The 24300-nt window shown below is 58.1% G+C and carries 19 protein-coding genes; 11 read left to right on the forward strand and 8 right to left on the reverse strand.

All coding sequences use genetic code 11. The features are described from left to right. The first annotated feature begins 47 nt into the window (after positions 1-47). Positions 48-815, forward strand: a complete 768-nt coding sequence (miaE, locus tag BV390_RS12240) for a tRNA isopentenyl-2-thiomethyl-A-37 hydroxylase MiaE (RefSeq protein ID WP_032689770.1) — start codon at positions 48-50, stop codon at positions 813-815. A 133-nt stretch (positions 816-948) separates the two neighbouring features. On the opposite strand, the gene BV390_RS12245 is transcribed toward miaE, so the two are convergent. The 4 genes from BV390_RS12245 to pepA form a co-directional block, all read right to left on the reverse strand. After that, the gene (locus BV390_RS12245) at positions 949-1452 is read right to left on the reverse strand and encodes a GNAT family N-acetyltransferase (RefSeq protein ID WP_032689769.1); all 504 of its coding nucleotides are present in this window, start codon (positions 1450-1452) and stop codon (positions 949-951) included. Between the two features lie 120 nt (positions 1453-1572). Further along, entirely contained in the window at positions 1573-4428 is a 2856-nt protein-coding gene (locus BV390_RS12250) for a valine--tRNA ligase (protein WP_085396970.1), read from the reverse strand. Continuing rightward, positions 4428-4871: a DNA polymerase III subunit chi gene (gene holC / locus BV390_RS12255; protein WP_004857306.1), complete on the reverse strand. Its 444-nt coding sequence runs from the start codon at positions 4869-4871 to the stop codon at positions 4428-4430. The genes BV390_RS12250 and holC overlap by 1 nt, the downstream gene beginning before the upstream one ends. A gap of 122 nt (positions 4872-4993) precedes the next feature. After that, positions 4994-6505 (reverse strand): leucyl aminopeptidase, encoded by a 1512-nt coding sequence (gene pepA / locus BV390_RS12260; protein WP_004857309.1) that lies wholly within the window; start codon positions 6503-6505, stop codon positions 4994-4996. 267 nt (positions 6506-6772) lie between these two features. Here pepA and lptF point away from each other — a divergent pair, with 267 nt between their 5' ends. After that, entirely contained in the window at positions 6773-7870 is a 1098-nt protein-coding gene (gene lptF / locus BV390_RS12270) for an LPS export ABC transporter permease LptF (protein ID WP_032697183.1), read from the forward strand. Further along, positions 7870-8952: an LPS export ABC transporter permease LptG gene (gene lptG / locus BV390_RS12275; protein ID WP_032689765.1), complete on the forward strand. Its 1083-nt coding sequence runs from the start codon at positions 7870-7872 to the stop codon at positions 8950-8952. The genes lptF and lptG overlap by 1 nt, the downstream gene beginning before the upstream one ends. Positions 8953-8991: 39 nt before the next feature. Here the strand turns inward: lptG and BV390_RS12280 are convergent, their stop codons facing one another. Then, positions 8992-10494, reverse strand: coding sequence for a helicase HerA-like C-terminal domain-containing protein (locus BV390_RS12280; protein ID WP_047663858.1), 1503 nt, complete (start codon positions 10492-10494; stop codon positions 8992-8994). Positions 10495-10592: 98 nt separating this feature from the next. Then, positions 10593-11414 (reverse strand): TIM barrel protein, encoded by an 822-nt coding sequence (locus BV390_RS12285; RefSeq protein WP_032698302.1) that lies wholly within the window; start codon positions 11412-11414, stop codon positions 10593-10595. A gap of 352 nt (positions 11415-11766) precedes the next feature. Here BV390_RS12285 and BV390_RS12290 point away from each other — a divergent pair, with 352 nt between their 5' ends. The 3 genes from BV390_RS12290 (at position 11767) to BV390_RS31815 (ending at position 14606) form a co-directional block, all read left to right on the forward strand. Beyond that, positions 11767-13272 (forward strand): CoA-acylating methylmalonate-semialdehyde dehydrogenase, encoded by a 1506-nt coding sequence (locus BV390_RS12290; protein WP_032689762.1) that lies wholly within the window; start codon positions 11767-11769, stop codon positions 13270-13272. 18 nt (positions 13273-13290) lie between these two features. Next, positions 13291-14100, forward strand: a complete 810-nt coding sequence (iolB, locus tag BV390_RS12295; protein WP_032689761.1) for a 5-deoxy-glucuronate isomerase — start codon at positions 13291-13293, stop codon at positions 14098-14100. A 371-nt stretch (positions 14101-14471) separates the two neighbouring features. After that, positions 14472-14606 carry a hypothetical protein gene (locus BV390_RS31815; RefSeq protein ID WP_255379615.1) on the forward strand — a complete coding sequence of 45 codons (135 nt, stop codon included), beginning with the start codon at positions 14472-14474 and terminating at the stop codon, positions 14604-14606. A 65-nt stretch (positions 14607-14671) separates the two neighbouring features. On the opposite strand, the gene BV390_RS12300 is transcribed toward BV390_RS31815, so the two are convergent. Next, the gene (locus BV390_RS12300; RefSeq protein ID WP_032689755.1) at positions 14672-15532 is read right to left on the reverse strand and encodes a MurR/RpiR family transcriptional regulator; all 861 of its coding nucleotides are present in this window, start codon (positions 15530-15532) and stop codon (positions 14672-14674) included. A gap of 149 nt (positions 15533-15681) precedes the next feature. Next, positions 15682-17595, reverse strand: a complete 1914-nt coding sequence (locus BV390_RS12305; RefSeq protein WP_032697185.1) for a bifunctional 5-dehydro-2-deoxygluconokinase/5-dehydro-2-deoxyphosphogluconate aldolase — start codon at positions 17593-17595, stop codon at positions 15682-15684. A gap of 528 nt (positions 17596-18123) precedes the next feature. On the opposite strand from BV390_RS12305, the gene iolD reads away from it, so the two are divergent. The 5 genes from iolD (at position 18124) to BV390_RS12330 (ending at position 24294) form a co-directional block, all read left to right on the forward strand. Continuing rightward, the gene (iolD, locus tag BV390_RS12310; RefSeq protein ID WP_085396971.1) at positions 18124-20064 is read left to right on the forward strand and encodes a 3D-(3,5/4)-trihydroxycyclohexane-1,2-dione acylhydrolase (decyclizing); all 1941 of its coding nucleotides are present in this window, start codon (positions 18124-18126) and stop codon (positions 20062-20064) included. A 47-nt stretch (positions 20065-20111) separates the two neighbouring features. Then, positions 20112-21125 (forward strand): bifunctional inositol 2-dehydrogenase/D-chiro-inositol 1-dehydrogenase, encoded by a 1014-nt coding sequence (gene iolG, locus BV390_RS12315; protein ID WP_032697187.1) that lies wholly within the window; start codon positions 20112-20114, stop codon positions 21123-21125. A 42-nt stretch (positions 21126-21167) separates the two neighbouring features. After that, positions 21168-22052, forward strand: a complete 885-nt coding sequence (locus tag BV390_RS12320) for a sugar phosphate isomerase/epimerase family protein (RefSeq protein ID WP_032689751.1) — start codon at positions 21168-21170, stop codon at positions 22050-22052. Positions 22053-22075: 23 nt separating this feature from the next. Then, entirely contained in the window at positions 22076-22975 is a 900-nt protein-coding gene (iolE, locus tag BV390_RS12325) for a myo-inosose-2 dehydratase (RefSeq protein WP_032689750.1), read from the forward strand. 410 nt (positions 22976-23385) lie between these two features. Then, the gene (locus BV390_RS12330) at positions 23386-24294 is read left to right on the forward strand and encodes a dihydrodipicolinate synthase family protein (RefSeq protein WP_085396972.1); all 909 of its coding nucleotides are present in this window, start codon (positions 23386-23388) and stop codon (positions 24292-24294) included. Positions 24295-24300: the final 6 nt, after the last annotated feature.

Consider the following 24300-nt stretch of genomic DNA (forward strand, 5'->3'; position numbering starts at 1 on the left):
GGATGCGATAACGGCCGGCAGCCGTTACCGTATAGCAAGGAACCTCAATGGACTACCCGCAAATACTCGCCCCCGTACGTCACTTCCTGCACTGCCCAACGCCACAGGCGTGGATCGATGAAGCCCGTAAGCCGGAAAATCTCCCGCTGCTGCTGACTGATCATATGGTCTGCGAGCTAAAAGCGGCGCAAAACGCGCTGCTGCTGGTGCGTAAATATGTTGCTGATAAACAAGGGGCCGACGAGCTGCTGGCCTGCCTGAAGCCGTATGAGGACTTTACCTATCGCTGGGGGCCCGAGCCGGATTTCATCGCGCTGCATAAACGAATTAATAAAAGCGCCATGCCGCAAACCGACGATCCCTGGAGCCGTCAGCTGGTGGACAGCATGGTACTGCTGATTAAAGAAGAGCTGCACCATTTCTGGCAGGTGCGGGAAATGATGCAGGCCCACGACATCCCGTACGTCAAAATCACCGCCAGTAATTATGCCCGCGGGTTGCGCAGAGAGGTGCGCTCCCACGAACCGGTGATGCTGATCGATAAGCTGATTTGCGGCGCCTACATTGAAGCGCGCTCCTGCGAGCGCTTTGCCGCGCTGGCGCCGTGGCTGAATGACGATCTGCAAAAGTTCTATCTGTCGCTGCTGCGCTCCGAAGCGCGGCACTATCAGGACTATCTGGATTTGGCGCAGCAGATTGCCGAAGAGGATATCAGCGAACGTATTCACCAGCTTGGCGAGGCGGAGGCGGCGCTGATTAACGCCCCGGAGGCCGAATTCCGTTTCCACAGCGGCGTGCCGATGGTCGCGGCGTAAAGAGCCTTTCCCCGGAGGCGGTGCGTTCCGCGCCTGTCCGGGCTACCAAACCGCCGGGTAACCTGAGGGGGGAGAGCCGTCGCCCCGGTAACTATCGCGTGACCGGGGAACCGCGGCTGACGGCGACGAGCCGTTACAGCGTTTTCAGCATCCGCACTTCGCAATCGACATGACCGGTGCAGCCAAGCGGCCCGTCGATATGTTCGAAGCCCAGGCGCTCATACAGCCCGACGGCTTCTTTCAGGAAAGCGGTGGTTTCCAGATAGCAGCGTTTGAAACCCTGCTCGCGGGCATAATCTAACGCCAGCAGCGCCAGCTTTTTCGCCAGCCCCTGGCCACGGGCAGAGGTCATAAAATACATTTTCTGTAGTTCGCAGATATCCGGTTCGCTATGCGCCAGCGGGGCAATGCCGCCGCCGCCGACCACCTGACCCTCCTGTTCAACCACCCAATAGGCGGAGCCCGGCTGGCTGTAGAGCTCAAAAAGCTCATCGAGGTTAGGGTCGGCGACCGTATAGCCTTTATCGGCCGTCAGGCCGTATTCCGCAGAAACCTGGCGGATAACGTTGGCGATAGCTGCATTATCTTCAGCGGTGATGCGGCGCAGCGACGCCGTAATGGTCGCGCTCGTATTCATACGATGACTCATAGCAAAAAATGACGGATGGTGTTGTTAATAACATCGCGAGCGGGGGAAGCGCAAGCGGGTATCGCGGATAAAAACGCCCCTTGCCTGAGCCGGCAAGGGGCGGGAGGGTTACAGCGCGGCGATGACCGCCTGCTGTTTGATCAGTTTGCTTTTCGCTTCGGCATAACCGTCCAGCTTCTCACGCTCTTTGGCGATCACCGCTTCCGGTGCGCGAGCGACAAAGCCTTCGTTGGCCAGTTTGCTTTCGATGCGGCTGATTTCACCGTCGATCTTCGCCACTTCTTTCGCCAGACGCGCCAGCTCATCTTCTTTGTTGATGAGACCCGCCATTGGGATCAGCAGCTCGGCGCCGTCGATGATTTTGGTGACGGAAACCGGACCTTTGTCATCGGCTGGCAGTACGGTAATGCTTTCCAGACGCGCCATGGACTGCAGGAAGCTCTGGTTGTCGGTCACGCGACGCTGAGCGTCAGCGCTGCAACCGCGCAGCAGCAGTTCGAGCGGTTTGCCCGGGGCGATGTTCATTTCCGCACGGATATTACGCACCGCGACGATCGCCTGCTTCAGCCATTCGGTATCGGCCAGCGCCGCTTCATCAACCTGCGCCGCATCGTAAGCCGGGAACGGCTGCAGCATGATGGTGTCCGCATCGATACCGACGATGGTTTTCACCCGCTGCCAGATGGTTTCAGTGATGAACGGAATGATCGGGTGCGCCAGACGCAGCAGACCTTCCAGCACGGTCACCAGGGTATGGCGCGTACCGCGCAGCTCAGCTTCAGAGCCGCCGGTCATCACCGGTTTGGTCAGCTCCAGATACCAGTCGCAGAACTGGTTCCAGGTGAACTCATACAGGATGCCCGCGGCGATGTCGAAGCGGAAGTTATCCAGCGCTTCACGGTACGCTTTCACGGTCTGGTTGAATTCGGCAAGGATCCAACGGTCCGCCAGCGACAGCACTTTCTCGCCGCCGTTGAAGCCGCAGTCCTGAGCTTCGGTATTCATCAGCACGAAGCGGCTGGCGTTCCACAGCTTGTTACAGAAGTTACGGTAACCTTCCAGACGCTTCATATCCCAGTTGATGTCGCGGCCGGTAGAGGCCAGCGCCGCCAGGGTGAAGCGCAGGGCGTCGGTGCCGTGCGGCTCAATACCGTTCGGGAACTGTTTCTCGGTGCGTTTGGCGATTTTCTCCGCCAGCTGCGGCTGCATCATGTTGCCGGTACGTTTCTCCAGCAGCTCTGGCAGGGAGATGCCGTCAACCATATCCAGCGGGTCAATGACGTTGCCCTTGGATTTGGACATCTTCTGCCCTTCGTCGTCACGAATCAGACCGGTCATGTAGACGGTATGGAACGGTACCTGCGGCTTGCCGTTTTCATCTTTGATGAAGTGCATGGTCATCATGATCATGCGGGCAATCCAGAAGAAAATGATATCGAAACCGGAGACCATCACGCTGGTAGGGTGGAACTGACGCAGCGCGTCGGTGTTTTCCGGCCAGCCGAGGGTGGAGAAGGTCCACAGCGCGGAGGAGAACCAGGTATCCAGAACGTCTTCGTCCTGACGCAGCGCAACGTCGGCGGAGAGGTGATTCTCCTGACGCACTTCGTCTTCGGTACGGCCAACGTAAACGTTGCCTTCGTTGTCATACCACGCCGGGATACGGTGACCCCACCACAGCTGACGGGAGATACACCAGTCCTGAATATCGCGCATCCAGGAGAAGTACATGTTTTCGTACTGCTTCGGCACGAACTGAATGTCGCCGTTTTCAACCGCTTCTACGGCAGGCTTCGCCAGCACGTCGGCACGCACGTACCACTGGTCGGTCAGCATCGGCTCGATCACCACGCCGCCACGGTCGCCGTACGGCACGGTCAGATCGTGAGGTTTGATCTCTTCGAGCAGGCCGAGCGCATCGATAGCCGCCACAACGGCTTTACGTGCAGCGAAACGCTCCAGATTCTGGAATTCAGCCGGGATCTCTGCGGAGTAAACCTCGGACTCTTCGCCTTTGGTGTCGTACACCTGCGCGCTTTCGCGGATGTCGCCGTCAAAGGTCAGGATATTGATCATCGGCAGGGCGTGACGTTTCCCGACTTCATAGTCGTTAAAGTCGTGCGCCGGGGTGATTTTCACGCAGCCGGTGCCTTTTTCCATGTCGGCGTGTTCGTCGCCGACGATCGGAATGCGGCGGTCAACCAGCGGCAGAATCACGAATTTGCCGATCAGGTCTTTGTAACGCGGGTCTTCCGGGTTAACGGCCACGCCGGTGTCGCCCAGCAGGGTTTCCGGACGGGTGGTCGCGACAACCAGGTAATCTTTCCCGTCGGCGGTTTTCGCGCCGTCGGCCAGCGGGTAGCGGATGTGCCACATGGAGCCTTTAGACTCGCGGTTTTCCACCTCCAGATCGGAGATAGCGGTACGCAGTTTCGGGTCCCAGTTAACCAGGCGCTTGCCGCGGTAAATCAGGTCTTCTTTGTACAGACGAACAAAGACTTCTTTTACGGCATTGGAGAGGCCTTCATCCATGGTGAAGCGCTCGCGCTCCCAGTCCACGGAGTTGCCCAGGCGACGCATCTGACGGGTAATGGTACCGCCGGATTCCGCTTTCCACTGCCAGATTTTATCGATAAAGGCATCGCGACCGTAGTCGTGGCGAGTTTTCCCTTCTTCTGCGGCAATCTTACGCTCAACCACCATCTGGGTCGCGATACCCGCGTGGTCGGTACCGGCCTGCCACAGAGTATTTTTACCCTGCATGCGCTGGTAGCGAATCATGGTATCCATGATGGTTTGCTGGAAGGCATGACCCATATGCAAACTGCCGGTGACGTTCGGCGGCGGGATCATGATGCAGAAGCTCTCCTGGCTTTCATCACCATTCGGTTTGAAATAGCCCTGCTTTTCCCAATGCTCGTAGAGCGGCTGTTCGATATCTTGTGGGTTGTATGTCTTTTCCATTATTTCCAGGTTGCCGTATTCAGGTTGAAACCAGCCATGCGGTACGCTTTGTAGCGTTCGCGCGCCAGTTGTTTCAGAGAATCTTCGTAAGGGACAAAGTCTATCACTTCTGTGAAAGCGGTGGCAAAATCTGCAAAGTTTAGCCGCAGACTGATCAGAATATCCCGCGGGCTGCTGTTGCGCTTTTGCGGCCAGGCGATCTCCACCGGCGCTCCGCCTCTGGGACCTTCTCCCGCCAGATTATGCGGGACAAAGCTTTCCGGAGGGCGGGCCCACAGCGCTTCATCCAGACGGATGGCCTGCTGTTCGTCTTCACAGGCGATAAGCACGCGTTTGCCGCTACGCCAACGTTCTGCGGCAATGTCACACACCAGTTGTTCAACGGCGCTTAAACCGTCTTGTTGTGTGTCGTTGTCCAGAAGGTAGAACGTTGCGTTTTTCATATATGGGGCTTCTTGTGGTGACTTTAAATGCTTAAGCCGGGCGGCGCTGCGCTGACCCGGCCTACAAACGGCATCTTTGCGTAGGCCCGGCAAGCGTAGCGCCGCCGGGCATCAGACGGCAATTACTCTTCGCCGGTAAACCCGGCGCGATTGAGCAGGAACTGCGACAGCAGGGCGACCGGACGGCCGGTGGCGCCTTTCGCTTTCCCGGAACGCCAGGCGGTGCCGGCGATATCCAGGTGTGCCCAGTTGTACTTACGGGCAAAGCGCGACAGGAAGCAGCCGGCGGTGATCGCGCCGCCAGGACGCCCGCCGATGTTGGCCATATCCGCGAAGTTTGACTCCAGCTGATCCTGGAATTCGTCGCCCAGCGGTAAGCGCCATGCGCGGTCGCCCGCCAGTTCGGATGCGCCGATCAGCTCGTGCGCCAGCGGATTGTGGTTAGACATTAGGCCGGTGATGTGATGGCCCAGGGCAATCACGCAGGCGCCGGTCAGCGTGGCGACGTCAATCACCGCTTCCGGTTCGAAACGCTCAACATAGGTCAGTACATCGCACAGCACCAGACGGCCTTCGGCGTCGGTATTCAGCACTTCAACGGTTTGACCGGACATGGTGGTCAGGACGTCGCCCGGACGATAGGCGCGGCCGCCAGGCATGTTTTCACAGCCGGCGAGGACGCCGATCACGTTCAGCGGCAGCTGCAGTTCAGCAACCATGCGCATCACGCCGTAGACCGCCGCCGCGCCGCACATGTCGTACTTCATCTCGTCCATGCCTTCGGCAGGCTTGATGGAGATACCGCCGGAGTCAAAGGTCAGCCCTTTGCCGACCAGAACGATCGGGCGCGCGTCTTCCGCCGGGTTGCCTTTGTATTCAATCACCGACATCAGCGACTCATTCTGCGAACCGTTGCCAACCGCCAGGTAAGAGTTCATACCCAGCTCTTTCATCTGCTGTTCGCCGATGACGCGGGTGATCACATTCTTACTGTAAGTATCGGCCAACTGACGGGCCTGAGAGGCCAGATAGGCGGCGTTACAGATGTTGGGCGGCATATTGCCGAGATCTTTCGCCGCTTTGATACCGGCGGCAATGGCCAGTCCGTGCTGGATGGCGCGTTCGCCGCTGGTCAGCTCGCGACGGGTCGGGACGTTGAAGACCATTTTACGCAGCGGGCGACGCGGCTCGCTTTTGTTGGTTTTCAACTGATCGAAGCTGTACAGCGTCTCTTTGGCGGTCTCAACGGCCTGGCGAACTTTCCAGTAGTTGTTACGGCCTTTCACGTGCAGTTCGGTCAGGAAGCAGACGGCTTCCATTGAACCGGTATCATTCAAAGTATTAATGGTTTTCTGAATGACCTGCTTGTACTGACGCTCGTCCAGCTCACGCTCTTTGCCACAGCCAATCAGCAGAATACGTTCTGACAGAATGTTGGGCACATGGTGCAGCAGCAGCGTCTGGCCAGGCTTACCTTCCAGTTCACCGCGACGCAGCAGCGCGCTGATATAGCCGTCACTGATTTTATCGAGTTGTTCGGCAATCGGGGAGAGGCGACGCGGTTCAAAGACGCCGACTACGATACAGGCACTCCGCTGTTTCTCCGGGCTACCGCTTTTTACACTGAACTCCATGCACTACGCTCCTGAATCTTAAAGACAACGACGGTGGCTACGGATAGAATTGCAAGCTTTCGTAACTCATGTCCGCTGTTGCGGTGACTTCGTGTTAATCTTAACGTTATTACGGCTTTGGTTCGTCAGAAAAAAACCTGATACGCGGAACCAGTGAGTCATTTAATCTTAGCGATGATTTCGAAGACCAAAGAGAATAAATGACGTTTAAGCCATGAAACAAGCAATTTTCCTGCAATAAGACGGGTTTTTACGGGCGTATTTATAGTGATAATCATAAGATATCTGGTTCGTGAGACGCTGAAAAGCCAGTTGGCGATCCTGTTCATCCTGTTACTGATTTTCTTTTGCCAGAAACTGGTCAGGATCCTTGGCGCCGCGGTGGATGGCGATATCCCGACAAATCTGGTGCTCTCGCTGTTAGGGCTGGGCGTACCGGAAATGGCGCAGCTCATTCTGCCCCTGAGTTTATTCCTCGGGCTGCTGATGACGCTGGGCAAACTGTATACCGAAAGTGAAATCACGGTGATGCATGCCTGCGGCCTGAGTAAGGCCGTACTGGTGAAAGCGGCGATGATCCTCGCGCTGTTTACCGGCGCGGTGGCGGCGGTCAACGTGATGTGGGCCGGCCCCTGGTCGTCCCGCCATCAGGACGAAGTGCTGGCGGAAGCGAAAGCCAACCCCGGGATGGCGGCGCTGGCCCAGGGACAGTTTCAGCAGGCCAGCGACGGCAGCGCCGTGCTGTTTATTGAAAACGTCAACGGCAAGCGCTTCCATGATGTCTTCCTGGCGCAGCTGAAGCCGAAAGGTAACGCGCGACCTTCCGTCGTGGTGGCCGATTCCGGCGAACTGACGCAGAAGAAAGACGGTTCGCAGGTGGTGACCATGAATCAGGGTACCCGCTTTGAAGGTACGGCGATGCTACGCGATTTCCGCATCACCGATTTTAAAAATTACCAGGCCATTATTGGCCATCAGGCGGTGGCCTCGGACCCTGACGACACCGAACAGATGGGCATGCGCACGCTGTGGCGCACCGATACTGACCGCGCGCGCGCCGAGCTGCACTGGCGCTTCACGCTGGTGGCGACGGTGTTCATTATGGCGTTGATGGTGGTTCCGCTGAGCGTGGTGAACCCGCGTCAGGGCCGCGTGCTGTCGATGCTGCCGGCGATGCTGCTGTATCTGGTCTTCTTCCTGCTGCAAACCTCGATTAAGTCAAACGGCGGTAAAGGTAAAATCGACCCGATGATCTGGATGTGGGGGATTAACCTGCTCTATTTCGCGCTGGCCGTGCTGCTGAACCTGTGGGATACGGTGCCGATGCGCCGCTTCCGTGCCCGTTTTAACAAAGGAGCGGTGTGATGCAGGCGTTTGGCGTACTCGACCGTTATATCGGCAGGACGATTTTCAACACCATCATGATGACGCTGTTCATGCTGGTTTCGCTCTCGGGCATTATCAAGTTTGTCGACCAGTTGAAAAAAGCCGGCCAGGGCAGCTACGACGCGCTCGGTGCCGGGCTGTATACCCTCCTCAGCGTGCCAAAAGATGTGCAGATTTTCTTCCCGATGGCGGCGCTGCTTGGCGCCCTGCTTGGCCTGGGGATGCTGGCGCAGCGCAGCGAACTGGTGGTGATGCAGGCCTCCGGCTTCACCCGATTACAGGTGGCGCTGGCGGTGATGAAAACCGCGATTCCGCTGGTGCTGCTGACCATGGCGATCGGTGAATGGGTGGCGCCGCAGGGCGAGCAGATGGCGCGTAATTATCGCGCCCAGCAGATGTACGGCGGTTCGCTGCTGTCGACCCAGCAGGGGCTGTGGGCGAAAGACGGCCATAACTTCGTTTATATCGAACGGGTGAAAGGCAACGATGAGCTGGGCGGCGTGAGTATTTACGCGTTTAACGACCAGCGCCGTTTGCAGACCGTGCGCTACGCCGCTTCGGCGAAATTTGATAACGAGACGAAAGTCTGGCGCCTGTCGCAGGTCGATGAGTCTGACCTGACCGATCCGAAACAGATCACCGGCTCGCAGATGGTCAGCGGCACCTGGAAAACCAGGCTGACGCCCGACAAGCTGGGCGTGGTGGCGCTGGACCCGGATGCGTTGTCGATCAGCGGCCTGCATAACTACGTGACCTATCTGAAATCCAGCGGACAGGACCCGGGACGCTACCAGCTCAACATGTGGAGCAAAATCTTCCAGCCGCTGTCGGTGGCGGTGATGATGCTGATGGCGCTGTCGTTTATCTTCGGCCCGCTGCGCAGCGTGGCGATGGGGGTAAGGGTGGTCACCGGGATCAGCTTTGGCTTTATCTTCTACGTGCTGGACCAGATTTTTGGCCCACTGACGCTGGTCTACGGCATCCCGCCGATTATCGGCGCGCTGCTGCCAAGCGCCAGCTTCTTCCTGATAAGCCTCTGGCTGATGATGAAAAGAAACTAGCCGCCGGTCCCCCTCCCGCCTGCCGGGAGGGGGATGAGACTACCGTTTTCGCCCGCCGAGTAAACTCCCCAGCATGCCCCTGACTATCTGATTGGTCACCTGCCGAACCGCGCTTTTAGCGGCCGTTTGTACCAGACCATCATGTTTGCCGCCGCGTGGACCGGTGGTGCCGAACAAAATATCTTTCAGCCCGCCCAGCAGACCGTCGTCAGCGCTGCCCGTCTGGCCTTTTGCCGGCGGAGCCGCCTGTTGTTCTGGGGTTGCCTGTACCCCTTTTTGCAACATTTCAAATGCGGACTCGCGATCGACCTCTTCTTCATACTTGCCGTACAGCGCGGAGTGGTTAATCAGGCCATTACGCTCGTCGTCCGTCACCGGTCCCATGCGTGAGCAGGGGGCGATCACCATCGCGCGCTCGACCACCGACGGGCTGCCTTTTTCATCGAGGAAGGAGATCAGCGCTTCGCCGGTACCCAGCTCCTGGATAGCCTGTTCGGTGCTGAAAGCCGGGTTGGCGCGCATGGTCTGGGCCGCGGTTTTCACCGCTTTTTGATCTTTCGGCGTAAAGGCGCGCAGGGCGTGCTGAACCCGGTTGCCCAGCTGGCCGAGAACCGCATCGGGAATATCCGACGGGTTCTGTGAGACGAAGTAAACCCCCACGGCTTTGGAGCGAATCAGGCGGATAACCTGCTCGATTTTATCCAGCAGCACCTGAGGCGCATCGTTAAACAGCAGATGCGCTTCATCGAAGAAAAAGACCAGCTTCGGCTTTTCCCGATCTCCGGCTTCCGGCAGGCGCTCGTAGAGCTCCGAGAGCATCCACAGCAGGCTGGCGGCGTAGAGTTTCGGCATCTGATACAGTTTTTCGGCGCTGAGGATATTAATCACCCCTTTGCCGTTCTCGTCGAGGCGCATCCAGTCCTCGATGTCGAGCATCGGCTCGCCGAAAAAGTGCTCCGCCCCTTGCTGCTCCAGGGTCAACAGGCCGCGCTGGATAGCGCCGACCGAGGCGCTGCTGATGTTGCCATACTGGTTTTGAAAAGCTTTGGCGTTGTCACCGATATACTGAGTGATGGCGCGCAGATCTTTAAAGTCGAGTAGCAGCAGGCCGCGATCGTCGGCGATGCGGAAGATAATATTCAGTACGCCGGACTGGACCTCGTTGAGATTCAATAATCGCGCCAGCAGCAGCGGCCCGAGATCGGACACCGTCGCCCGGACCGGGTGGCCTTTCTCGCCGAAAATATCCCACACCACCACCGGGTTAGCGTGGGGCTGCCAGTCGGTGACGCCGATTTTTTCCAGCCGCGCCTGCAGTTTCTCTGAGCTTTGGCCCGCTGCGGCAATCCCGGTCAGATCGCCTTTTACATCGGCCATAAACACCGGTACGCCGATTTCGGAAAAGGACTCCGCCAGTTTTTGCAGGGTGACGGTTTTACCGGTGCCGGTCGCACCGGTAATCAGGCCGTGGCGGTTGGCCATTCCCGGTAGCAAATGCAGCTGTTTTTCCCGCGTGCGGGCAATCAGCAGGGGTGCGCTCATGATCGATTCCTCCATTTATCCTGCGTCGATTATAGGCAAACTGGCCGCAAACCGACGTGAGAAATCGCTGCATTCGCCTGGCGTGGCGTTGATTTCTCTCAGGCGCAATGGCGTTGAATGAGCGCGATGCTCCGTTCCGTCTCGCGGCGGATATCCTCTTCGCTCCAGGATGCCAGCTCCGGCGCAAACGGTTCGAACGCATACACCCCCTGATAACCCCGGGCTTCGAGGTGTTTGATTTGCTCACAGGTATGCAGCCGATCTTTTTCCGTCAGCATGATACGTTCGTCGTCGGTCAGGTTTTCCCGTGGACGGGCATCTTCCACGCCGGAGAGGTGCACCAGACCAATGTCAGCGATATCCACCTGGCTAAACTCGGCATCCGCCTGCGGATAGAGATGGTGGTGGAAGGTATCAATCAGTAGCTTAAACGGGACTTTCGCATCGCGGATGAGCGTCTGCGCCTGCGCGGCAGAGCGCAGTGAGCTCTGCGGGAAACCTAGCGGTTCAACCAGGCCCCGCACGCCGTAAAACGAGAACAGCGGCGACAGATCGCGCAGCGCGCTCAGCGTTTCGCTGGCCGGTACTTCGCTGCCATCGTTGAGCGGACACAGGACCAGCGATTTAGCGCCAATGGCTCTGGCCTCCTGCAACAACGATTCGGCCAGGCCGCGAACCTGCTCCGTGCGGCGGTTAAACGGGTACACCGCATTGATGGTCAAAATCTCAATATGGTAGCGGTCGGCCAGCTCGCGCACCTGCTGATGGCTGAGATCGTCGGTCACTTTGCCTGCGGGCAAATCATTACGCAACTCGACCTTATTCAGCCCAAGACTGTTCACCAGACGGAAAAAGGCCTCGATGCTCAGCGATGGGGCGATCTTGCGATTAAGACAGAAACGTTGCAGTGCGATAGCCATGTGGCTCTCCTGAATGACGATAGGTTGGGTTTATTCGATCGACTGTAAGTCAAAACATTTATTTCATAATTAGCAATGACTGAAATGGTGGATCTTTGAGCTGCTTCGCAAATAATCGTTCTTTACCGCTCTAAGTTACATCAGGTACAGATGGCGTGGCAGCTGAATCTTATCGCAGGCGCTTTCTTGACGAAACTCGAGCGCCGGGGCCGGGAAATGCGACGGTCATCACCAAAATAGAATTTCATTCTACATCAACATTGAAATATAAGTTTCATTTTACTACGGTTATAGCACAGCAAAATCGGAAAGGGGCCGCAGCGTTGGCCTTCCCACATCATGAGGCGAGAAGATGACGATCACAGGAAACTTTATTGGCGGGAAAACCGTCACCAGCAGCAGCAATGAAACGATGCCGGTGTACGACCCGGCGACGGGCAAGGTGGTGCGCGAAGTCACTTTGTCGACCGCTCAGGAAGTCTCTGATGCCATTCAGGTTGCCCGTGATGCCTTTGAAAGCTGGTCGCGCACCACGCCGCTACGCCGCGCCCGCGTGCTGTTCAACTTTAAAATGCTGCTTGAGCAACATGCTGAGGAGCTGGCGGGAATCATCGTTAGCGAGCACGGTAAGGTCTGGTCAGATGCACTGGGTGAACTGACCCGTGGTCTGGAAGTGGTTGAATTTGCTTGCGGTATTCCGCATCTGATTAAAGGTGAATACTCATCTGACGTCGGCACCGGCGTGGACAGCTATTCGCTGATGCAGCCGCTGGGTGTGGTGGCGGGGATTACGCCGTTTAACTTCCCGGCGATGGTTCCGATGTGGATGTTCCCGCTGGCGCTGGCCTGCGGCAACAGCTTCATCCTCAAGCCGCCGGCGCTGGCCCCGACGGCCGCGGTACGCCTGGCTGAACTGCTGAAGGAAGCAGGCCTGCCGGATGGCGTCTTTAACGTTGTGCACTGCAGCAACGATGATGCCGAGCAGCTGTATACCGATCCGCGTATTGCGGCGGTCAGCTTCGTCGGCTCCTCCGGCGTTGCCGAATATATCTACAAAACCGCCAGCGCCCACGGTAAACGCGTGCAGGCCTTTGGCGCGGCGAAAAACCATGCGATTGTGATGCCGGACGCGGATCTGGATGCGACGGTAAATGCGATTATGGGCGGTGCGTTTGGTTCTGCGGGCGAGCGCTGCATGGCGTTGCCGGTCGTGGTCGCGGTGGGTGATGAAACGGCGGATAAGCTGATTGCGCGTCTGAAGCCGCTGGTGGAAGCGCTGAAAGTCGGGCCGGGATGCATGCGCGGCAAAGAAGAGAACGAAATGGGCCCGGTGGTTTCCGATACCCATCAGAAGAAAGTGCTGGGCTATATCGATAAAGGCGCCAGCGAAGGGGCGAAACTGGTCGTCGACGGGCGTAAGCTGCGCGTGTCAGGCTATGATGACGGGTACTATGTCGGCGGTACGCTGTTCGACCACGTGACGCCGGATATGACCATCTGGCGGGAAGAGATTTTTGGACCGGTACTGGGCATTGTCCGCGTGGCGGACTATCACAGCGCGCTGGAGCTGGTGAACAGCCACGAATTTGGCAACGGCAGCGCCGTCTTCACCAGCAATGGACACACCGCCCGTGAATTCGTGCATGATGTCCAGGCCGGAATGGTCGGGGTGAACGTGCCGGTTCCGGTACCAATGGCCTTCCACAGCTTCGGCGGCTGGAAACGCTCGGTATTTGGCGCCCTCAACGTCCATGGACCTGACGGCGTGCGCTTCTACACCCGGATGAAAACCGCCACCGTGCGTTGGCCGGAAGGGCAGCAAACCGTATCTGAATTCAGCATGCCGACATTAGGTTAATCGGCGAAGGAGAACGCCATGTCGTTACTGGCTAAATCACGAAAAGAGGGGCAGATCCAGCACATCACGCCGCAAAGCGCCGGCTGGCGCTATATCGGTTTTGATGTGTGGATGCTGAAAAAAGGGCAGAGCATTACGCTGGAAAGCGGCGAGCGCGAGCTGTGTCTGGTGCTGGTTGCCGGGCTGGCGTCGGTTAAAACGACGAAGGCCGACTTCCCCGGGCTGGGACAGCGAATGTCGCCGTTTGAACGTACGCCGCCGTGGGCGGTGTATGTCCCGACGCAGGACAAGGTGGAGGTGACGGCGGATTCTGACCTTGAACTGGCGGTGTGTAGCGCGCCAGGTAAGGGTACGCTGCCGGCGCGGGTGATTCGTCCGCAGGATGTGGGCGTTGAACATCGTGGCAAAGGGCGTAATCAGCGTCTGGTGCACAATATCCTGCCGGATAATGCGCAGGCCGACTGTCTGCTGGTGGTGGAGGTGTATACCGATGAAGGCGCCACCAGCTCCTGGCCGTCGCATAAACACGATACCGCGCAGCCGGGTAAAGAGACCCAGCTGGAAGAGACCTACTATCACCGTTTCGATCCGCCGCAGGGCTTCGCACTCCAGCGGGTATATACCGATGATCGCAGCCTGGATGCCTGCATGGCGCCTTACAACCACGATGTGGTGATGGTGCCGCGCGGCTATCACCCGGTCGCGGCGATTGCCGGGTATGACAGCTATTATCTGAACGTGATGGCCGGGCCGGAGCGCAAGTGGTTGTTTACCTGGGAAGAGGACCACGCGTGGATCAACAGTCCTGACTATCCTCGTCACGACTGACGGATCGCAAGCGTTAAAAGGGCCGCTAAGTTTTTGCTTAGCGGCCCTTTTTGTCTGCTCCTGTTCCCCGGTGGCTGCCCGATAGTATTCCCCGGTGGCGCTGCGCTGACCGGGGCTACGGGGGGATGGTCGCCCGGATAAGGCGCTGGCGCGGCAATCCGGGAGGTTTCCTGAAGGTCGGAGATATTCCCCCGGTGGCGCTGCGCTGACCGGGGCTACAGGGGGATGGTCGCCCGGGTAAGGCGCTGGCGCGGAATCCGGGAGGTTTCCTGATGGGCGGAGATATTCCCCCGGTGGCGCTGCGCTGACCGGGGCTACGGGGGATGGTCGCCCGGATAAGGCGCTGGTACGGCAATCCGGGAGGTTTCCTGATGGGCGGAGATATTCCCCGGTGGCGCTGCGCTGACCGGGGCTACGGGGGGATGGCCGCCCGGATAAGGCGCTGGCGCGGCAATCCGGGAGGTTTCCTGATGGGCGGAGATATTCCCCCGGTGGCGCTGCGCTGACCGGGGCTACAGGGGATGGTCGCCCGGATAAGGCGCTGGCGCGGAATCCGGGAGAGGGGGCAGGGTCAGGCGAGGTTCTGCTGGGTTTGCGGTTCTTTGCTACTGTTCAGCGCCAGTGACACGGCCAGCGTCTGAGCCAGGCACAGAGAGGCCACCTGGGAGCGGAAACCGTCAACCTGCGCTTCACGTACCACAAAGCAGACATCGCTGAAGGCCGCGAGCGGGCTGACCTGGCTGTCGGTAATCGCAATCTGTCGCGCCTTGCGCTGGGCGCCAAGTTCAACCAGCTCGACAACTTCACGCGCGTAGGGCGAGAAGCTTACGGCGACCACCACATCTTTCGGTCCCACCAGGCTCAGCTGCTCGGTGAACATTCCGCCGAGGCCATCGATCAGAAACGCTTTACGGTCAAGATGACGCAGCGCATAGGTCAAATAGGAGGCGACGCTAAACGAGCGGCGCAGGCCAATCACATAGATATTCTCCGCCTCCGCCAGCAGGGCGACCGCGCGCTCGAGATCATCGCCAGAGGTCTGCATCGCCAGCTGCTGCAGCGCCTGGGTATTCACCATGGTGAACATATTGAGAATTTCAGTCGGCGTTTCCGGCGGCGACGTTTCATCGTTGGTGGTCTGGCGGAACAGGCGCGCGCGTTCGGTATAGTTGGCGGTCTCTTCCATCAGATGCTGTCTGAACATCTGCTTCATTTCATTAAAGCCGCTAAAGCCGAACGCATTAGCGAAACGGATCAACGTCGATGGCGGGACATCCGCCTGCTGGGCGATGGAGGCGACGGTATCGAAAGCGACGCTATTACTGTTATCCAGAATATAGCGTGCCACCTGTTTTAAGCGTTTGCTTAATGTATCGTAGCGACGCCGGATTTCATCCTGCAGGATGGTCAGTTGGGTCGGATTATTGGCCATAGATTGCGCTCTGAGAAAATGAAAGGAATATAACTTCCAGTGTACCAAATGAAGCGAATTTTTCATTTTTTGCGATGAAATACGCGATTCATTTCACGAAGAAACAGAAAAAAACCCGCACCGGGAGGCGCGGGCGGGTTTTATCGCGGTTAACCGCGGGCTTCACGCCAGTAGTCGATGAGCGTCAGGTAGTTGCGTTTCACCTCGCCAATCAGCGCCTCATCGCTCAGTTCGCCCGCCATCCAGCGCCGTGAAGGCTGGCCAAAGATGGTACGTCCGACGGCGAAGCCTTTGATGATCGGGTGGCCGGCGGCCTCGGCAAACCCGGCGCGCAGCCGATCTGACGGCGCATCGAGGCCAAGGAGCAGGATCCCGCGACACCAGGGATCTTCGCGCGCGATCAGACCCGCGATCTTTTCCCAGCTGGCGCTGGAGAGCGGCGGCAGTTTCCACCAGTCCGGCTGAATGCCGAGCTGGTAAAAATGTTCCAGCATTGTGTGGTAGTGACGCTCGTCTTTATCCGGGCCATTTTCCGGCTGGATCACTTCCAGCAGCAGCTCGTGTCCGGACTTGTTGCAGGCCTGCCAGACTTCCAGCAGCAGCGCATCCTGCTCAGCCCGCAGCGGTGCCGGATCTGCCGGATGATAGAAGACCAGGCATTTCACCACATGCTCCAGCGGCCAGTCGATCAGCTGGGAACCAATGTTGCCGTGTTCCAGACGCAGCGGGCGCGAACCCGGCAGCTCGATAGGGCGACCAATCCACCAGCCTTTACCGGTAATGGCATTCAGCGAGCTCTGACCGTAGGTGCCGTCGGCGAGAATCCCGCTCCGCTGTTCCAGCCCCGCCTCTTTGGCGGCCGCTTCGGCGGCTGCCAGCAGCAGCAGCTTGAGCCGGGGAATAGAGGCCGGATCGCATCCGGTTTCATGGGCCAGATCCGCCAACTGTTTACGATGATCAAAAGCGAAAATGCACAGCTCCGGCCACTGCTGACGGCGGCTGGTGACGCGGTGTAAATGGTTTAATCGCGCGTCGATATCCGGACGTGGCACGGATTGCGCCCGCAGCAGATAATCATCCAGCTCGACTTTGGTCGGCATCGCCGGCGCGCAGCCGTGGCGCGAGACCACCAGCGCGCCGCAGGCGTTGGCGTAGCGACATGCCTGTTCCCAGCCTTCATCATTCAGCCAGCCGCGCAGCAGACCGGACATAAAGGCATCGCCAGCGCCCAGCACGTTGAGTACCTCAACCCGTACGCCCTGCTGGAGCGGAATGCTGTCCCAGCTATCGGGAATGTCGCCTTCCAGCACCACGCAGCCCATCGGGCCCCGTTTGCAGACCAGCGTCGCTTTGGTCGCATGGCGGACATTTTTCAGCGCGGTCAGCGTATCGGTGCTGCCGCCGGCAATATGGAACTCCTCTTCTGTACCGACCACTAAATCGAACAGATGTAGCACTTCCTGAAGCTGACTGGTGACCGGACCGGATTCGATGAAACGCGTTTCACCGTCACCCAGCGAGGTCAATCCCCACAGCACCGGACGGTAATCGATATCCAGCGCGGTGCGCAGGCCGTGACGGCGGGCGTACTCCAGCGCTTTCAGTACCGCCGCGCGGGTGTTGGGATGAGAGAGGTGCGTGCCCGTTACCGCCAGCGCACGGGAAGAGGCGATGTACTCCTCGTTAATATCCTCAGGCACCAGCGCCATATCGGCACAATTATCACGGTAAAAAATGAGCGGGAAGGTCTCCTGATCTTTAATGCCCAGCATCACCAGCGCGGTGAGACGCTGTTTATCCGTGATCAGGTATTCGGTATCGACCCCGACCCGGCCGAGCGTTTCGCGTAGAAAACGGCCATTGTGCTCATCGCCGACGCGCGCCAGCATGGCTGATTTTAATCCCTGAATGGCGGTACCAAAGGCTACGTTGCCGGAAGAGCCGCCCAGATATTTAGAGAAACTGGCAACATCTTCTAGCCTTGCACCAATCTGCTGGGCATAGAGGTCGACAGCCACCCGGCCAATACAGATGACGTCGAGCCGCTTTACTGCTGCATTCATAGCTAGGTTTTCCTTTTACATATCTGCTGTACGGAAGGGTCGGAATGCCGACAAGGACTCCACACACAGCCTGAGGGTGAACGGATATCCCTAGTTTGAGAAATAAATATTTCATTTGCAAATGAGATCGAAATTAAAAAACCAAAAGTGTGAGGGATCTACCACTCTGCCGCGCCAGGCCCCATTCTGCAAAGGATCGAAGGCGCGGATGACGCCTGCTGCGGCATGGTTCGGTAAGAGAGTGCTTTATGCATGATTTTTAAAGGGATATTTAAGCGGCGGCGCGCCTTGAGCGGCCGAAGGCGGTGTGGCCGGCGTGGGTGAAACGGGTGAAACAGAGAGAGAGTTTGATCCCTCTCGCAAAATGAAATATTTTTTCTGTATTTCTATTTAATGAAAAAAATGTTTGCCTATAATCCAAAAGTATTCCAGTGGACGTTAACGATTTCCCGCGGCTGTGACAAGCGTGTAGTACGGGGAAAACGCGCTAACCCACACACAAATACTGAACAATAAGGATTGTGCAAGATGGGCAAACTGAGACTGACAATGGCACAGGCGCTGGTGAAGTTCCTTGATAACCAGTTTCTCGACGTGGATGGCGAAGAGCATAAATTCGTAAAAGGTATTTTCGCCATCTTTGGCCACGGCAACGTGCTGGGGCTGGGCCAGGCGCTGGAACAAGACAGCGGCGAAATGCGGGTCTTCCAGGGGCGTAACGAACAAGGTATGGCGCACGCCGCCACCGGTTTCGCCCGCCAGTCTCTGCGCCGCCAGATCATTGCCTGCACTTCTTCCGTCGGACCGGGGGCGGCCAATATGATTACCGCCGCCGCGACGGCCACCGCCAACCGCATTCCTCTGCTGCTGCTGCCCGGCGATGTGTTTGCTAGCCGTCAGCCGGATCCGGTGCTGCAGCAGGTTGAGCAAAGTTATGACCTCAGCATCAGCACCAACGACGCCTTCCGGGCCGTCAGCAAATACTGGGATCGCATTACGCGCCCGGAACAGCTGATGAGCGCCTGCATTAACGCGATGCGCGTCCTGACCGATCCGGCGGAAACCGGCGCCGTCACTCTCTGTCTGCCGCAGGATGTGCAGGGTGAAGCCTGGGATTACCCGGAGTCGTTCTTTGTTCGCCGCGTGCATCGTCTCGATCGCCGTCCGGCCAGCGCCGCCCAGCTGGCGGATGCGGTGGCGGCCATTAAGGCCAGCCGTAAACCGCTGATTATTTGCGGCGGCGGGGTGAAATATGCCGGTGCCGGGGAAGCCCTGTCCCGCTTCGCGGAACGCTACGGCATTCCGTTCGCAGAAACTCAGGCCGGGAAAGGGACGGTGGTCTCCTCCCATCCGCTGAACGTCGGCGGCGTCGGCGAAACCGGCTGCCTGGCCGCCAACCTGCTGGCGAAAGAAGCCGATTTGGTTATCGGTATCGGCACCCGCTTTAGCGATTTCACCACCTCATCAAAATGGTTGTTCCAGCACCCCGGCGTGCGCTTTCTGAATGTCAACGTCAGCAACTTCGATGCCTGGAAACTTGACGGCATTCCGCTGCTGGCTGATGCCCGCGAAGCCCTGACCTCACTGGATAGCGCGCTGACAGGAGAAGGCTGGCAGGCGAACTGGGGCGCACAGATTGACAGCGTCCAGAGCCGCCAGCTGAAAGAGACCCAGCGCGTCTATCAGGCCGTCTGGCAGGAAGAGGCTTTTGTCCCGGAAGTCGATGATGCTCTCGATCGCGAGTCGGTATATCGGGAATTTCGTCAGATCACCGACTCCACGCTGACCCAGAGCAGCGTGCTGGGGGTACTCAATGAAACGCTTGCGGCGGATGCGGTAATTGTGGCGGCAGCGGGCAGTTTGCCCGGGGATCTGCAGCGCGTCTGGCGCAACCGGGCCCCCAACACCTATCACGTAGAGTATGGCTACTCCTGCATGGGCTATGAAGTGAATGCCGCGCTGGGGGTGAAGCTGGCGCAGCCGCAAACCGAAGTCTATTCCCTGGTCGGAGACGGCTCTTTCATGATGCTGCACTCTGAGCTGGTGACCTCGTTGCAGGAGCGGGCGAAGATCAACGTGGTACTGCTCGACAATATGGCCAACGGCTGCATCAACAACCTGCAGATTGGCCACGGTATGGGCAGCTTCGGCACCGAGTTTCGCTATCGCTCAGCGGAGAACGGGCAGCTGCAGGGCGGCCTGGTGCCGGTCGATTTCGCCACTATTGCGGCGGGCTACGGTTGCAAAACCTGGCGCGTCACCACCCTGAATGAACTGCGTCAGGCGCTGGATGCCGCGCGTCGCGAGACGATCAGCACGCTGATTGATATTAAAGTGCTGCCGAAGACCATGGTGCATTCCTACGGCAGCTGGTGGAACGTCGGCGTCGCCCAAACGGCCTTGTCAGAGCGTATTCGCAAAGTTGCTGAAATGATTAATGAAAAACGCGCCGAAGCGCGGGATTACTAAAACAGAACGCTCACCTTGAACCCTACAGAATCACGGAGAAAACCACTATGTCACTCAAATTAGGTGTCATCGGCGCTGGCGCCATCGGGAAAGAACATATCCGTCGTTGTACCCAGGTCTTACAGGGAGCCACCGTGGTGGCGGTGTCGGATATCAATGCGGAGAGCGCACGTGCGGCGGTAGCGCTGCCGGGCGTGCAGGCGGAAATCTACACCGACGGCCATGATGTTATCCAGTCCAGCGATGTCGACGCTATCCTTGTCACCTCGTGGGATCCGACGCACGAAGAGTATACTCTCGCGGCGATCGCCGCCGGCAAACCGGTGTTCTGCGAGAAGCCGCTGGCGATGAGCGCGGAAGGCTGCCGCCGCATTGTCGATGCGGAAATGAAAGCGGGCCGCCGCCTGGTGCAGGTGGGCTTTATGCGCCCTTACGATGAAGGCTACCTGGCGCTGAAAAAAGTCATTGATGATGGTGATATCGGCGCGCCGCTGATGCTGCGCTGCGCCCACCGTAACCAGTCGGTTGGTGAGAACTACACCACCGACATGGCGATCACCAACACCTTGATCCACGAGCTGGACGTGCTGCGCTGGCTGCTCAACGATGACTACTGTTCGGTACAGGTGCGCTTCCCGCGCTCTACTTCCCATACCCACGCGCGTCTGAAAGACCCACAGATCGTGTCGTTTGAAACCAAAAAAGGTACGTTGATCGACGTGGAAGTCTTCGTCAACTGCCAGTACGGCTACGACATTCAGTGCGAAGTGGTGGGCGAAACCGGTATTGCCCGCCTGCCTGAGCCGTCAGCAGTGCAGATGCGCAAAGCCGCTAACCTGTCGACCGCCATCCTGACCGACTGGAAGGATCGCTTTATCAAAGCCTACGACGTGGAGCTGCAGGCCTTCATCAATGATGTTCAGGCAGGTCAGCTGCAGGGCCCATCGGCATGGGACGGCTATGCGGCATCCGTGGCTGCTGACGCCTGTATTAAAGCCCAGGGAACCAGCGAGCCGGTTGAGGTGACGCTGCCTGAGTGCCCGGCATTCTACAAACGCTAATCCGCCTCTCGCTTACGGAACTTCTTTGAACAGGTAACGACGATGAAAATTGCTTTCGACGTTGATGTGATTCGCGATCTCGGGATTACCCGGATGGTCCACCAGGTTGCGGAATGGGGTTACAAGTACATTGAGCAATCGCCCCATCCGCAGATTAACCCGTTCTACAAACATCCGCGCGCCGGTCGGGAAGTGATTGCCGAGTACAAACAGGCGCTGCGTGAGACCGGCGTGGAGATCTCCTCGTTTATCTGCGTTTACCGCTGGTCCGGCCCGGATGAACTGCGCCGTCAGGCGGCGGTAAAAAACTGGAAACGGCTGATCGAAGTGGCGGTAGAAATGGGTGTGCAGGTGATCAACACCGAGTTTTCCGGCGATCCGAATCAGCCGGAAATCTGCGAAGAGATGTTCTATCGCTCGATGGATGAGCTGCTGCCCATTTTCGAGCGCGAAGGTATTCGCGTGGAGATTCAGGCGCATCCGTGGGACTTCTGCGAAGAGAACAACGAAACCGTCGATATCGTGAAGTCGTTCCGTAGCGAGAATGTGAAGTACGTATACAGCGTTCCGCACACTTTCTTTTATGACAAAGGGAAAGGTGAGGTCGAGAAAATGCTGCGCTATGCGGGAAGCGATCTCTCCCATGTGCTGATCGCCGATACCCGCAACCATACCAAGCACTGCCGCTATATCGTTAATCCGCCGGGCGTGGATGCCGCGGTCCACCAGCATGTGGGCGTTGGCGAGGGGGATGTGGATTTCGACGCGCTGTTCCGCACCCTGCGCGAAATGAAATTTGCCGAGCAGACCTTCAAGGTCGGCGGCGCGCCGATTGTGGCCGCCTCGCTATTTGGCTACCCGGAAAAAATGAAATACCAGGCAGTGGAAACCCGTGAACTCATCGAACGTGAATTGCTGCGTCGCTAAAGCGCGGCAACAGGAGCATTTTTATGAACAAAGATAATGTAAAACTGGCGATCGCCCCTATTGGCTGGACCAACGATGATATGCCTGAACTGGGCAGCGAAAATACCTTTCAGCAGATTGTCAGCGAAATGGCGCTGGCGGGGTTTAGCGGCAGCGAAGTGGGCAGCAAATACCCGCGCGATCCGGCGGTGCTGAAGCCGATGCTGGATATTCGCGGCATTCAGATCTGCAATGCCTGGTTCAGCACCTTTTTTGCCAACGGGCAGCGGGAAAAGACCATTGACGAGTTTGTGAATCACATGAATTTCCTGCACGCGATGGGGGCGAGAGTGATTGGCTGCTCCGAGCAAAGCGGCAGCATTCAGGGGCTGGAAAAACCGATTCTCGGCGAGGCAAAACCCTGCTTCAGCGAGGAGGAGTGGCAGCGCGTCGCCGAAGGCTACAACACGCTGGGGCGCCTGGCCGCTGAGAAGGGCATGCAGGTGTGCCTGCACCACCATATGGGGACCGGTATTCAGACCAGCGAAGAGATCGACAAATTTATGTCGCTGGTCGATGACAAAGTCTTTCTGCTGTACGACACCGGACACGCCTGGTATTCCGAAGGGGGCGAAGCGCCGATGCTGGCGATCCTCAAGAAATACCTGCCGCGTATCAACCACGTGCACCTGAAAGATGTCCGTCCGCCGGTGATTGAGCAGGTTCGTCGCGAAGGGCTGTCATTCCTTGATGGCGTGAAGAAAGGCACCTTCACCGTGCCTGGCGATGGCGTGATCGACTTCCGTCCGGTGTTCAAACTGCTGGACGACCATGGCTACAAAGGCTGGATGGTGGTTGAAGCCGAACAGGATCCGGCGCTGGCTAACCCCTTCGAATACGCCCTCAAAGCGCGTAAATATATTCGTGAAACGGCAGGAATCTAATCGTTGATCCACTTTCAGGCCACACAGCGCTGTGGCCTGTTTTTTTGCGCTTTACGTGCCGCACCACAAACCCGTCCATGGCAGGTTAACGCCCCGATAATCCCCCTCGTACAGCGCTGCTCCTCCCGAACGGGCCGCGCAGCGAACAGTTCATCTTCTGTCATCCAGGAACACTCCCGGCTGGCGCGACGCTTACCGGGGCTACGGTTGGTGTCGGTGCGTAGCCCGGGCAAGAGAGGCCGGTTTGTCGCACGCATCGGGCGTTGCAGCATTTTGTGATCCAGTCTGAAAAACGTGCACTTACGTCCGTCACCCCATTTACCTTCTCTTTGCTGGCGGCATAGTATGGTCGTTAAATAAACGAACACTGTTCTATAATGTAGAACAAACTGATTCAGCAAGGAGATCTCATGCCGCAAACCGTGCAGTTCTCGGGGATTATTCCGCCTGTCTCCACCATTTTTACCGCCGATGGCCAGTTCGATAAACCGGGTACCGCCGCGCTGATCGACGACATGATCGCCGCGGGCGTCGACGGCCTGTTCTTCCTCGGCAGCGGCGGGGAGTTTTCGCAGCTTAATGCCGATGAGCGCAAAGCCATTGCCGCCTTCGCCATCGCCCACGTCGACCGCCGGGTGCCGGTGCTGATTGGTACCGGCGGCACCAACGCCCGGGAGACCATCGAACTCGGCCAGCACGCGCAGCAGGCCGGCGCCGACGGTATTGTGGTAATTAACCCCTATTACTGGAAAGTCTCTGAGCCCAACCTGATTCGCTACTTCCAGCAGGTAGCCGATAGCGTCACGCTGCCGGTGCTGCTGTATAACTTCCCGGCCTTGAGCGGTCAGGATCTGACGCCCGCGTTGGTCAAAACTCTCGCCGACTCGCGCAGCAATATTGTCGGCATCAAAGACACCATCGACTCGGTGGCTCATCTGCGCAGCATGATTGAGACGGTGAAATCGGCACACCCGCACTTCTCTGTGCTGTGCGGTTATGATGACCACCTGTTTAACACCCTGCTGCTGGGTGGCGACGGGGCCATCTCGGCCAGCGGTAACTTTGCCCCGCAGATCTCGGTGAAGCTGCTGCAGGCCTTCCGCGACGGCAACCTGGCGGAGGCCGCGCGCTACCATCAGACGCTGCTGAAAATCCCGCAGCTGTACCAGCTGGATACGCCGTTTGTGAATGTGATTAAAGAGGCGATCGTACTGTGCAGGCGGCCGATCTCCACGCATGTGCTGCCCCCGTCCTCTCCGCTGGACGAGGCGAAAAAGCGGCAGCTCAAAACGCTGCTACAACAGCTCAGACTCTGCTGAACCGGA

The organism is Klebsiella sp. YJ (genome assembly GCF_002108615.1).
In the GTDB taxonomy this organism is placed as follows: Bacteria; Pseudomonadota; Gammaproteobacteria; order Enterobacterales; family Enterobacteriaceae; genus Klebsiella; species Klebsiella planticola.

Excerpts from the sequence above, each read along its gene's own strand:
- miaE (WP_032689770.1), top strand. The coding sequence starts at position 48 with ATGGACTACCCGCAAATACTCGCCCCCGTACGTCACTTCCTGCACTGC.
- BV390_RS12245 (WP_032689769.1), bottom strand. The coding sequence starts at position 1,452 with ATGAATACGAGCGCGACCATTACGGCGTCGCTGCGCCGCATCACCGCT.
- BV390_RS12250 (WP_085396970.1), bottom strand. The coding sequence starts at position 4,428 with ATGGAAAAGACATACAACCCACAAGATATCGAACAGCCGCTCTACGAG.
- holC (WP_004857306.1), bottom strand. The coding sequence starts at position 4,871 with ATGAAAAACGCAACGTTCTACCTTCTGGACAACGACACACAACAAGAC.
- pepA (WP_004857309.1), bottom strand. The coding sequence starts at position 6,505 with ATGGAGTTCAGTGTAAAAAGCGGTAGCCCGGAGAAACAGCGGAGTGCC.
- lptG (WP_032689765.1), top strand. The coding sequence starts at position 7,870 with ATGCAGGCGTTTGGCGTACTCGACCGTTATATCGGCAGGACGATTTTC.
- BV390_RS12280 (WP_047663858.1), bottom strand. The coding sequence starts at position 10,494 with ATGAGCGCACCCCTGCTGATTGCCCGCACGCGGGAAAAACAGCTGCAT.
- BV390_RS12285 (WP_032698302.1), bottom strand. The coding sequence starts at position 11,414 with ATGGCTATCGCACTGCAACGTTTCTGTCTTAATCGCAAGATCGCCCCA.
- BV390_RS12290 (WP_032689762.1), top strand. The coding sequence starts at position 11,767 with ATGACGATCACAGGAAACTTTATTGGCGGGAAAACCGTCACCAGCAGC.
- iolB (WP_032689761.1), top strand. The coding sequence starts at position 13,291 with ATGTCGTTACTGGCTAAATCACGAAAAGAGGGGCAGATCCAGCACATC.
- BV390_RS31815 (WP_255379615.1), top strand. The coding sequence starts at position 14,472 with ATGGGCGGAGATATTCCCCGGTGGCGCTGCGCTGACCGGGGCTACGGG.
- BV390_RS12300 (WP_032689755.1), bottom strand. The coding sequence starts at position 15,532 with ATGGCCAATAATCCGACCCAACTGACCATCCTGCAGGATGAAATCCGG.
- BV390_RS12305 (WP_032697185.1), bottom strand. The coding sequence starts at position 17,595 with ATGAATGCAGCAGTAAAGCGGCTCGACGTCATCTGTATTGGCCGGGTG.
- iolD (WP_085396971.1), top strand. The coding sequence starts at position 18,124 with ATGGGCAAACTGAGACTGACAATGGCACAGGCGCTGGTGAAGTTCCTT.
- iolG (WP_032697187.1), top strand. The coding sequence starts at position 20,112 with ATGTCACTCAAATTAGGTGTCATCGGCGCTGGCGCCATCGGGAAAGAA.
- BV390_RS12320 (WP_032689751.1), top strand. The coding sequence starts at position 21,168 with ATGAAAATTGCTTTCGACGTTGATGTGATTCGCGATCTCGGGATTACC.
- iolE (WP_032689750.1), top strand. The coding sequence starts at position 22,076 with ATGAACAAAGATAATGTAAAACTGGCGATCGCCCCTATTGGCTGGACC.
- BV390_RS12330 (WP_085396972.1), top strand. The coding sequence starts at position 23,386 with ATGCCGCAAACCGTGCAGTTCTCGGGGATTATTCCGCCTGTCTCCACC.